Annotated in this window: 8 protein-coding genes; 3 read left to right on the top strand and 5 right to left on the bottom strand. The window is 43.9% G+C overall.

What is annotated here, in order from left to right:
* Positions 1 to 266 precede the first annotated feature (266 nt).
* Positions 267 to 995, top strand: a complete 729-nt coding sequence (gene cobA / locus FO440_RS03290) for a uroporphyrinogen-III C-methyltransferase (RefSeq protein ID WP_144246796.1) — start codon at positions 267 to 269, stop codon at positions 993 to 995.
* A 12-nt stretch (positions 996 to 1,007) separates the two neighbouring features.
* Positions 1,008 to 1,358, top strand: a complete 351-nt coding sequence (locus FO440_RS03285; RefSeq protein WP_144246795.1) for a DUF7009 family protein — start codon at positions 1,008 to 1,010, stop codon at positions 1,356 to 1,358.
* Positions 1,359 to 1,470: 112 nt separating this feature from the next.
* Here the strand turns inward: FO440_RS03285 and FO440_RS03280 are convergent, their stop codons facing one another.
* The 5 genes from FO440_RS03280 to FO440_RS03260 are packed head-to-tail and all read right to left on the bottom strand — an operon-like array spanning position 1,471 to position 10,029.
* Positions 1,471 to 2,769, bottom strand: a complete 1,299-nt coding sequence (locus FO440_RS03280) for an FGGY-family carbohydrate kinase (protein WP_144246794.1) — start codon at positions 2,767 to 2,769, stop codon at positions 1,471 to 1,473.
* 1 nt (position 2,770) lies between these two features.
* Positions 2,771 to 4,039 carry an L-rhamnose isomerase gene (locus FO440_RS03275; RefSeq protein ID WP_144246793.1) on the bottom strand — a complete coding sequence of 423 codons (1,269 nt, stop codon included), beginning with the start codon at positions 4,037 to 4,039 and terminating at the stop codon, positions 2,771 to 2,773.
* 4 nt (positions 4,040 to 4,043) lie between these two features.
* A complete protein-coding gene (locus tag FO440_RS03270; RefSeq protein WP_144246792.1) occupies positions 4,044 to 6,164 on the bottom strand; it encodes a bifunctional aldolase/short-chain dehydrogenase in 2,121 nt (706 codons plus the stop codon).
* A 29-nt stretch (positions 6,165 to 6,193) separates the two neighbouring features.
* A complete protein-coding gene (gene rhaT / locus FO440_RS03265; protein ID WP_144246791.1) occupies positions 6,194 to 7,321 on the bottom strand; it encodes an L-rhamnose/proton symporter RhaT in 1,128 nt (375 codons plus the stop codon).
* Between the two features lie 11 nt (positions 7,322 to 7,332).
* A complete protein-coding gene (locus FO440_RS03260) occupies positions 7,333 to 10,029 on the bottom strand; it encodes a glycoside hydrolase family 78 protein (protein ID WP_144246790.1) in 2,697 nt (898 codons plus the stop codon).
* Between the two features lie 153 nt (positions 10,030 to 10,182).
* Here FO440_RS03260 and FO440_RS03255 point away from each other — a divergent pair, with 153 nt between their 5' ends.
* A complete protein-coding gene (locus FO440_RS03255) occupies positions 10,183 to 11,211 on the top strand; it encodes a GntR family transcriptional regulator (RefSeq protein ID WP_144246789.1) in 1,029 nt (342 codons plus the stop codon).
* The last annotated feature ends 17 nt before the right edge of the window (positions 11,212 to 11,228 follow it).

Below are 11,228 nucleotides of genomic sequence, written 5' to 3'. Positions count from 1 at the left end.
TGTTAAAGCGTTTTTATTAAGTAAATTCAATTAAAGTGCGACCTATATTGCATTTACAATAGCAATTATAAATAAATTAATCTGAAAAATCAAATAATTATTGTTATATTGGTCATATATTTTGTTAAATAGTACATAATAATAGATTAAAAAACATAATTTGCATCATTAATGATTATAATTTTTGTAAAAAATCTAAAATCAATTAAAAATTTATCTATTTAATCACTTATTTGAACAGATATTTTAAATATATACTAAAAATAATGTCAGATAGTTTAAAAAAACCTATATTATATCTTTTAGGTGCCGGGCCAGGCAGTGCAGACCTGATAACAGTAAGGGGATATCGCCTTTTGCAAGAAGCAAAAGTAGTTTTGTACGATAACCTGGCCAATAAAGAGTTGCTAAACCTTACACCAGCAGATTGCGAGCATATTTACGTAGGCAAACAGCCTTATGGCGCTTACACTTCGCAAGAAGAGATCCATAACCTGATCAAACATTTCGCATTTGTCAAGGGGAGCGTTATCCGGTTAAAGGGTGGTGATCCGTTTATCTTCGGACGTGGCTTTGAAGAGATACTATTTGCCCGCGAGCAAGGTATTGACACCCAATACATACCCGGCATTACCAGCATGCAGGCTTCGGGGTTAGAAGATATACCGCTAACCCATCGTGCCATTAGCGAAGGCATATGGGCCGTAACCGGTACTAAAAAGGACGGCTCATTATCGGCCGATCTAAAACTGGCCATGCAAAGCAATGCTACTGTAGTTATATATATGGGGATGAAACAACTGGCATCCATAGCGGCTACATATTTAGATGCCGGGCATGGCAATATGCCTGCGGCCATTATTCAGCACGCATCTTTGCCTCAACAAAAATCTGTTAAAGGGGCGGTAAAAGACCTGGTAGCTATGGCCGATAGCAAACAATTAAAACATCCGGCTATTATAATCATCGGCGGAGTAACTAATCTATCTGTTTAAACGCAATTTACTATGAAGATCAGGATCAAAGGCAATTTCGTACGCTATCGTTTGACTAAGACGGATGTAGACTTATTTTATAAAAATCAGTATTTGCAGGATAGTACAAATTTTGGCAACCGGCAATTAATTTACAGGCTTGAAGCGGCAGAACAGGATAGCTTGACGGCTTTATTTGCAGATAATATAATTACAGTAACAATTCCGGTTATTAAGTTGGCCGAGCTGGCGCAAACTGACCGGGTAGGATTTGATGGCAAAGACGGTGAATTATACCTGTTGATAGAAAAAGATTTTCAATGCCTGGATGATGTGATCGAAGATCAGAGCGATAATTATCCAAACCCGTTAGCGGCAAAATAGGTATATCTGCCGGGGAAACGAGTTGTTTTTGCCGTTTCATCAGCATACTGTAATATTGGCATTTATAAACACAGGCACGTCGCCTGTGTCTATAAAGCCGGTATAAACAAGCCTAATAAATAGCTGGCTGTATGGCTGAGTAATATTTAAGGTTGATCAGATCGGTAGGTATTGGTGCGGTATTCCAGCTATAATGGATGGATAGGGCTGTACCCAGCGCCGTAGCCTGTGCCATGGAAGCCGCATATACTTCAACATCAGGAAAGGCTTTTGCCAGCAGGTGCATAAACACCGAGTTTTTACTGAATCCGCCGTCAACAAAAATGCGCCTTACGGGTGTGTTTCGTAGTACCAGTTCTGTCGCTTTTTTCTGCATGCCAATGATCTCGTGTACCAGGTCATAATAGGCCGCTACGTCTTCTTCCTTCGGTGTTTCTGTACTGTAAGGGATATTGCGGTATTTGATCACGTCCTCGCCATACTTCTCGGCAATGGCTTTTATACCCACATCAAATTCATGCCCGCTAAATAAGCGTGAAGCCTTAACCGGTTTGCCACGGTACTGAATGTAGTTTAAGCAATCCTGGTCCAGTTCTTCTACCGTAAGCGGCGAACTGTCAAACGGGTTAAGGCTAATAGCCCAAGTGCCCGTCGACAGTAACACAAATGGCATGTTAAAGCTGGCTAAATAAGGTATCAGCGCTGCGGAACTATCATGCAAGCCAATGCCTACCTGGTAAAGCTCACCTTCGGTTTTCGGTTCAACCACACCGTTTGATGGTGCTATGGGTGCAAGGATCTTAGTCAATCCTTCTTTCTTCACCCAATTGTGGTAATCGTTCTTGTTAAAATCCCACAAAGCGGTATGGCAACCAATGCTGGTGCAATCAGAAAACGGCCTGCCGCTTACCAGGTAGCTTAAATACTGCGGTAAATGCAGCGCGTACTTAATGCGCTTAAACAACTCGGGCTGCTCGTATTTAATACGGTACAGCTGCAATCCCGAATTTAAACTCCCTAATGAAGGCGACGCAGTTTCAAAAGCTATTGTCGCTTCATCGCCATAAGTATCATAAAATTGCTTTTTAAGCACCTCGGGATATGGTTTCAGGTAATTATACAACGGCGCTATCGTATTCCCATCTTCGTCTAAATATACAAAACTTGCCCCGTAGGCTGAAAAGTTAACCGCCTCAAGCCTGAATTGCTTTAAGCGCTTAACCTCGTTCAGCGAATCAAAAACTGATTTTTTCAGTGCGTCTAAATTCTCGCAGGCAAATCCGTCCTCGTCGGTAACTTCATTAAACCTTGCCGAGCGTTCAAAAACAATATTATAGCTCTCATCAAAAAGGAAAAGCTTTTTATTGGTTTTGCCTACATCAAAAACCGCGATAACTGGTATAGGGTTCATGCTATAAACCTGTTGCTACGGTTTTTGCACCGCGTTGCTTTATTAAAGTATCACGTACACCCAATTCCCTGTATAAAGCGATAGGGTTTAAAGCGCCACCCGCGCGTAAGCGGGCCTCAGCAAGCAGCGGGCGCACATCTGTTCGGTACGCCGCTTGTAAAATTTCCTGCGCTTTAGCCACGTCATTACTTTGCTGTGCTTCAACCAATGCTTTGGTGTCAACCAGTAAAGCCTGCGCGTACGCTATCTTTATAGCTTCGACAGATTGGATCAGGTCTTCTATCGGATCTTTAACGTTGTGCGATGCGTCGATCATCCAGCCTATACCTGTGGCGTGGTTTAAGCCACGGGCATCCATACCTTCAACCAGTTCATTAAATATCAGGAACAACTGGTACGGATTGATGCTGCCCACGGTCAGGTCATCATCGCCATATTTTGAATCGTTAAAGTGAAAACCTGCCAGCTTTTGTTCCATCAGCAATAAAGAAACAATTTGCTCGATATTGGTATTTGGCAGGTGGTGGCCAAGATCAACTAAGGTCAACGCCTTTTTGCCCAGTTTAGATGCCAGCAGGTGCGATTGGCCCCAATCACCAATAGTGGTCGAATAAAAATTTGGCTCGAATGGTTTGTATTCTATCCAAACTTTCCAATCGTCGGGCAATGCCGCGTAGATCTGCTGCAGGCTGTCCAGTGTATTTTGAAAAGCTTTACGGAAGTTTAATTGTCCCGGGAAGTTTGATCCGTCAGACAGCCAAACCGATAATGCGTTTGAACCCAGTTCAACGCCGTATTTTATAACGTCGATATTATGCTGAATAGCCTGGTCGCGCACCGCTTTGTCGGTATGGTGCAATGAGCCAAATTTATAACTCAGTTTAGCATCTTTCTGATCCTGGAAGGTGTTTGAATTTACAGCATCAAAATGCAGGCCGTATTGCGCGGCATGCGCTTTTATAGCCGTTGCATTTTCGGGGATATCCCAGGGGATATGCAACGAGATGGAATTACTTGACCTGTTTAAAGCATGGATAGTACCTACGTCAGAGATCTTTTCTTCGAGCGTACGCGGCTCGCCGCCACCCGAGAAACGCCCGAAACGGGTACCGCCGGTACCTAATGCCCAGCTTGGTATAGCAATATTAAAGGCCTGCAGTTTTTGCAGTACATCGTCTAATTGAGCCACATATTCGGCAACAAAATTAAATTTGCGCTGGTGGTCATTAATATGCTGATGATTGTACTCATCAATTTTATACTGTTCCATATAATTATCTTACAAATGCAGCTGCAACACCGCCGTCAACATTTAACACATTCCCTGTAGATTTATTTAATAAGCCACCTGCAAAAGCAAAGCAGGCATTGGCTATATCTTCAGGTAAGATCATTTCATTTAATAAAGTACGTTTAGCATAGTATGCAGGTAATTCTGCAACGGTAATGCCATAAGCTTTGGCACGACCCTCTGCCCAGCCGCCTGCCCAGATATTGCTGTCGCTGATCACCGCGTCGGGGTTAACCACGTTAACACGGATCTTGTCTGCGCCTAACTCGGCAGCGTTTAGCCTGCTCAGGTGTAGCTGCGCGGCTTTGGCACTGCCATAACCGGCATTGTTTGGCCCGCTCACCAACGCGTTTTTACTTACTATATTGATAATATCTCCACCGATATCCTGTTTTTGCATTACGCCGGCCGCAGCTTGTGTTACCAGGAACTGGCCTTTCACCAGTACGTCATATAACAGGTCCCAATCTTTTTCGGTATGGTCTGCTATGGTTTTTGAGATAGACAGGCCCGCGTTATTAACGATCAGGTCGACACCGCCAAATGCCAGTGTTGCTTTGCCAATAGCATCAGCAATCTGGTCTGCCTTAGTAACGTCAAGAATAGCTGTAGTATAGCCATCTTTACCGAATAGCTTTTTAAACTCTTCGCCGGCACCTTCAAGGCGTTCGGCATTCATATCATTCAATACCACAACGGCACCTTCTTCGGCGAATTTTTTGGCGATAGCTTTGCCAATACCACCAGCACTGCCTGTGACCAAGGCAATGCGGCCTGATAAAGCTTTTGGCTTAGGCATGCGTTGTAATTTAGCTTCTTCTAACAACCAGTACTCAATATTAAATGCTTCCTGGCGCGGTAATGAAGTATAATCAGATATTGCCTCAGCACCTTTCATTACGTTGATGGCGTTAGTATAAAACTCGGCAGCTACACGGGCGGTTTGTTTGTCCTTTGCGAAGGTGAACATGCCCACACCCGGGTATAAAATAACTACTGGATTGGCATCACGAATAGCAGGGCTGTTTGGATGTTTACAGGTTTCATAATACTCAGTGTACATGGCGCGGTAAGCATCGAAAGCAGGAGCAAGGCGTGCTTTAAGTGCTGCAACATCGCTCAGGTCTTCGTCTTTTCCTAACCCTAACACCAGCGGGCTGATCTTGGTGCGTAAAAAGTGATCGGGGCAGCTGGTACCTAATGGTGCAAGCCTGTCAAGGTCATTCGAGTTGATGAACTCTAATACGCGCACGTCATCAGTAAAGTGGCCTATCATGTTTTGTTTTGACGAGCAGAAACCACGCAATATAGGTGCTAAAGCTATAGCCTGTTTTTGACGGCCGGCTTCATCAAGGCTTTGTATTTTGGCGCCGCCAAATACCGGCCCTTTTTTGCCATAGTTTTGCTCCAGGTATTCGGCGCATTTTTCAATTACCTCAAGAGTGTTGATATAGCTTTCATAAGCCGTATCGCCCCAGGTAAATAACCCGTGCGAGCCTAACATGATACCGCGAATATTCGGGCTGGCATCTAAGCAGGCTTTTAACTGCAGGCCAAGGTCAAAGCCCGGCTTTTGCCATTCAACCCAGCCAATAGTACCGCCAAACAGATCGGCAGTGATCTGTTTACCATCTTTTGCTGCCGCGATAGCGATGGCCGCGTCGGGGTGCAGGTGGTCAATATGTTTAAACGGTAAAAACCCGTGCAACGGTGTATCGATAGACGGCGCTTTTGAAGCAAGATCGTAGATGGTATGGTTAAATAACTCTACCATTTCGTCTTCATGTTCCAGGCCGCGGTATACGTTTTTAAGGCTGCGTAATTTATCTACATATAAAGCAGCAAGGCCGCTTTTTTTCAAAGTGCCAATATCGCCGCCAGATCCTTTGATCCACATTACTTCAACTTCTTGCCCGGTTAACGGATCTTTTGCCATTGCTTTGCATGAGGTATTACCACCACCGTAATTGGTTAAGCGCAGATCGGCACCTAAAAGGTTTGAACGATAAATTAACAGGGCGACCTCGTCACCGGCAAGCTTTGCAGCTTCCGCATCGTCCCATAAATAGCTTACATGCTTAAAATTTGTTTCTTTGATAGACATTATTGTACTTTTTGTGTTGATCGTATTTATTATTTATTTACTTCAATTTGCGCTGTTTTAGGCGGGGTATTCAGCTGATCGTGAATGTAATTACCACGTCCTACCAGTAAAACGGAAAGAATAATAACAGCTATACCTATTATTAAAGTTGTAAGCGCTTTTTTGCTAACACCTTTCCACTCTTTTAAAACTATCCCCCAGATATTGGCTACCAGGATAATGAACGCCATGTGTAATATCCACGAGCTTGCGCCATTTCCTAATTTGCTGGCTCCCATTCCATAAAAAAAGAATTGAAGGAACCACGTTGTGCCGGCCAATGCCGAGAAGATATAGTTTTTTAATAATGGTGTTTGTTTGTTGGAATAATCACCAAAGGTTTTGTTACGTGCATTTAGTATCATACACCAAATAAAATTGGTTGTTAAGCCGCCCCAAAGTATAACAACATATATTACGTTGTTCTGAAACAGGAAACTATCAGTAGTATGGTGTGCTACTTGCCATAAGTGGTTGGCATTATCGGCCATAACTTTGCCTGCTTCCTGTCCGAAATTAAAACAAGCGCTTAATACACCAGATACTATCGCAACCAAAAGGCCCATCCCAAAACGGTAATCTTTGTTTTCGTTAGCAGCGGCACCTTCTTTAGAAAGGTCACGTTCTTTAAGTGTCCCCGCTCTACCGCAAATGATGATACCAACAACACAAGTAATGATGCCTATTAATACATAGTGGCCCCATTCTGTTGAAGCCATTAATCCAATGCTATCTTTGCCATCCTGTGGCGAAAATTGATAATATACTGCTGGAACCAAAGCGCCAAATACTGAGCACAGGCCGAGCATAATGGTACTGCCTAAAGAAACGCCTAAATAACGCACACCTAAGCCATAAGTTAAACCGCCAATCCCCCATAATAAACCAAAGAAATAGGTCAGGCCTAAAATGCCGCCGTTGGTTGCCTTAATGATCTCCATAAAATGCGGTATGGTTAACCAGGCCGCAACAGGCGGAACGATCAGCCATGAAAAGATACCGCCTACAATCCAGAAACTTTCCCAGGCCCAGCCTTTAACTTTTTTATAAGGGATATAAAAACTACCGGAGGCAAAGCCGCCGATAAAGTGAAATATTACTCCAAAAATTACTTCCATCTTTTTTAAAATTACATTGATGTACTAAAATGATAATTTCCTGAACCTACGTTAACGGCTGTATAGCCCGCAATTTGATCGGCTGCTTTGGTAACCGGTTTGCCGCCTTCTGTAACCGCGCTGTCGCCTTTTGTAGGGATGTAAACGGTAGCTGTAGTATTGGCCGGTATTACCACATCCAAAACAAAATTACCGTTCTCAACTTTCCAATGCGAGCTGGCTTTACCATAAGGCGTTTCGTAATCGGCAGATACTTGTGTAAAGTTACCGCCAACGGTCGGCTTTATAGTGATGCCTTTATAACCCGGTTGCTCGCTTTTGGTGTCGATACCGGCAACGGTACGATACATCCAGTCGCCAATGGCGCCATAAGCGTAGTGGTTATATGAGTTCATTGATGGAACTTCTAATTCGCCGTCAGGCTTGATACCATCCCAACGCTCCCAGATAGTGGTAGCGCCCATTTTGATAGGGTATAACCATGACGGATATTCTTCCTGCAATAACAACCTGAAGGCTGCATCAGCATGGCCGTATTTGCTTAAGGCATCGCACAGGTAAGGTGTACCTAAGAAGCCGGTTGTTAAGTGATTGCCATAACGACGGATATTGTCTGCTAAACGGCCTGCCGCTTGCTCCCTTAAATTTTCAGGCAACATATCAAACTCCAGGGCCTCGGCATAAGCAGTTTGCGTATCTGACGAGATCAAGCCGTTTGGCGTAACATACTCGCGCAGGTAAGCGCCTTTTACATCGGCTAATAATTTGGTATAGGTCTCAACATCATCGGTTTTACCTAAAACTTGAGCGGCGTTGATCAATAACTGCGTTGAGTGTGCATAAAAGCATTGCGCGATCAGGTATTTACTGGTGATAGCCGCGCTGCCATCGTTATCATCATTACGGGTATAGAACAGCCAGTCGCCAAAGTGATCGCCTACGTTCCATAGGTTGTTATGGCTGCGGCTTTTCATAAAGCCTACCCAGGCTTTCATACTGTTATATTGATTTTCCAGGATCTGTTTATCGCCGTAGGCCAAATACATATTCCACGGGATAATGGTAGTAGCATCGCTCCAGCCCGCACTGCCGCCACCGCCGGTTGGGCGACCGTTGTCAAAAGCATCAGGGATAACGTGTGGCAAACTGCCGTCGCTAAACTGATCTAAAGCAACATCTTTTAACCATTTAGCAAAGAAGTTATGCGTATTCATGTTAAAGGTAGAGGTGCGCGAGAATACCTGCGCGTCGCCGGTCCAGCCTAAACGCTCGTCACGCTGCGGGCAATCAGTAGGGATATCCAGGAAATTGCCTTTCTGTCCCCATTGAATGTTATGCTGTAACTGGTTGATCATTGGATTTGAGCAGCTAAAACTACCGGTAGGGGCCATGTCAGAATAAACGGCAGTTGCCGTAAAGTCCTCAGGTTTAATATCGCCCGGGTAACCCTCAATGCGAATATAACGGAACCCCTGCCAGGTAAACTGCGGCTCGAAAGTCTCTACGCCATTACCGCTTAAAATAAAGGTATTTTGCGCTTTTGCGTCGCGCAGGTTATCGGTATAAAAGTTACCGGCTTTATCCATCACCTCAGCGTGTGAGATCACGATCTTGTCGCCTGCTTTACCACTTACCTTAAATTTAACCCAGCCTACCAGGTTTTGGCCGAAGTCAAGCACCTTTTCGCCTTTAGGTGTGGTGAACATTTTTACCACTTTAAAGATCTCGTGTTTTTTAACCGGCTCATTTACGGTAGCCACCAGGTCGTCTTTTGGATAGTTACCAATTACAGCTTTGCTCCAGCCGCTATCGTTAAACGCGGCGGTGCTCCATCCTTTTTGTTCCTTGCGGGCATCGGTGGTCGATCCCATATATATTTCTGCATAACGAATCTCGCCGGTTGATGTTTTCCAGCTATCATCAGTTGCTACAGTTGCAGTGCTGCCATCAGCATAAGTGATGTTGATCTGTAGTAGCAGCGATATATCCTTGCCATAAATTTCATGGCGCGTACCTATGCCATAAACGCCGCGGTACCAGCCGCTGCCCAGGCTTGCACCAACAGCATTAGCGCCGGGCTGCAATAAGTTGGTTACATCATAGGCCTGGTATTGAATGCGTTTGTTATAGCTGGTATAGCCTGGGGTCAGGTAATCTTCGCCTACGCGTTTGCCGTTAATGTGTGCCTCATATAAACCATGCGCGGTGATAAAGGCTATGGCTTTTTTAACTTTTTTATTTACAGTGAATCCTTTTCTTAACAAAGGGCTTGGCCTTGATGCTTCTTCCCGGGCGGGACCTATCCATTGCGCTTTCCAGTCGTCGGCTTTTAGCAAGCCCATGCCAAAGGTTGCCGGCAGGCTTTCTGCCGATTTGCCGTGGTTGTCCCAAACTTTAACATGCCAGGTATATTTCTGGCCCGATTTTAAAGCGCTACCCTGGTAGTTTACATACATGGATTGGTCGCTGCTTACTTTTGCAGGTGCCCAAACCACGTGGTTGGCCTCATCGGTAACTTTGATCTGGTAAGCTGTCTGCATTACCCCGCGTGTCTGGCCGCCATCCAGCTGCCAGCTAAAACGGGGACCCAAGGCATCAATAGCCACAGGGTTTACCAGGTTTTCGGTCATTAAACGCTGCACCTTAATTTGCGCAGAACAGAGCTGTCCGGCAAGTAAGGCGATAAATAAAAAGAAGGTTTTTCTCATTGTTTACTAAAAAAGAATGTATAATTGGATATGGCAAGTTAACGAAAATGATTTTGGTTAACCGTCCCCTACTGTCTTAAGTAATAACCCTCTTTTCGCGAAAGCGGTAAAGAGTTGGTAAAACTTAAGTCCCCAGAGCATGTTAATAAAGCGATGAAAAATTATCTCAAAATAATTCAAATTGATGAGCACTCCATTACGCCAAAGTACCTGCAGATCTGCAATTCGATACTAAGGGGTATTGAAGAACAAAAAATTGAAAAAGAAGATATTTTACCATCTATCAATGATTTAAGCATCGCGCTTGAGGTAGCCCGCAACACCATTGAACGGGCTTATAAAGAGCTTAAAAAATACAATGTCATTAATTCGGTTGCGGGTAAGGGTTACTTTATCAGCAACACGCAGTTTGACCAGCCCGTTAAAGTTTTGCTGCTGTTCAATAAGTTAAGCAGCCATAAAAAGATTATTTATGATGCCTTTGCCGAAGTGCTGGGCAGTAACGCCGCGATCGATTTTTATATCTACAACAACAACTTTAATTTTTTTAAAAAGCTGCTTACCGGCAATATCGATCATTATTCAAAACTGATCATCATACCTCATTTTATTGAGAACCCGGCAAACGCGGCCCGCGCGATCATAAACGACCTGCCAAAAGAAAAGCTGATATTGATGGATAAACTCCTGGAAAATATAACCGGTGACTTTGGCGCTGTGTATGAAAACTTTGAGCAGGATATTTATGATGCCTTAACAGAACTTTTAGATAAGCTAAGCAAATATCATACGCTCAAGATCGTTTTTCCGGAAAATAGCTATTACTCTAAGGAGATATTAAAAGGCTTCATCAGTTTTTGCAGGCAATACGCTTTTGAGTATGAAACCATCCACGATCTGCAGCAGGAAACCTTAACGCCGGGCACGGTTTATATTAACCTGATGGAAGATGACCTGGTGGAACTGGTTGAAAAGATCATCAGCAGTAAATTAAAAATAGGGAAGGACATTGGTGTGATATCTTATAACGAAACCCCATTAAAAAAGGTGATCCTGAATGGTATCACCACGATATCGACCGATTTTAAAATGATGGGCGAAAAAGCCGCCGAGATGGCGCTGAATAACACCAAAGAGCATATAGCTATTCCGTTTAAAGTAACATCGCGCGACTCATTATAACAATACTGAACAATCAT

It is taken from the genome of Mucilaginibacter corticis, from assembly GCF_007558865.1.
Taxonomy (GTDB): domain Bacteria; phylum Bacteroidota; class Bacteroidia; order Sphingobacteriales; family Sphingobacteriaceae; genus Mucilaginibacter; species Mucilaginibacter corticis.
The sequence above is the reverse complement of the archived record's forward strand: the minus strand, read 5'-3'. Positions and strand labels throughout refer to the sequence as shown.

Bases quoted from the DNA above. Each gene is read 5' to 3' on its own strand.
- cobA (WP_144246796.1), top strand. From the start codon at position 267: ATGTCAGATAGTTTAAAAAAACCTATATTATATCTTTTAGGTGCCGGG.
- FO440_RS03285 (WP_144246795.1), top strand. From the start codon at position 1,008: ATGAAGATCAGGATCAAAGGCAATTTCGTACGCTATCGTTTGACTAAG.
- FO440_RS03280 (WP_144246794.1), bottom strand. From the start codon at position 2,769: ATGAACCCTATACCAGTTATCGCGGTTTTTGATGTAGGCAAAACCAAT.
- FO440_RS03275 (WP_144246793.1), bottom strand. From the start codon at position 4,039: ATGGAACAGTATAAAATTGATGAGTACAATCATCAGCATATTAATGAC.
- FO440_RS03270 (WP_144246792.1), bottom strand. From the start codon at position 6,164: ATGTCTATCAAAGAAACAAATTTTAAGCATGTAAGCTATTTATGGGAC.
- rhaT (WP_144246791.1), bottom strand. From the start codon at position 7,321: ATGGAAGTAATTTTTGGAGTAATATTTCACTTTATCGGCGGCTTTGCC.
- FO440_RS03260 (WP_144246790.1), bottom strand. From the start codon at position 10,029: ATGAGAAAAACCTTCTTTTTATTTATCGCCTTACTTGCCGGACAGCTC.
- FO440_RS03255 (WP_144246789.1), top strand. From the start codon at position 10,183: ATGAAAAATTATCTCAAAATAATTCAAATTGATGAGCACTCCATTACG.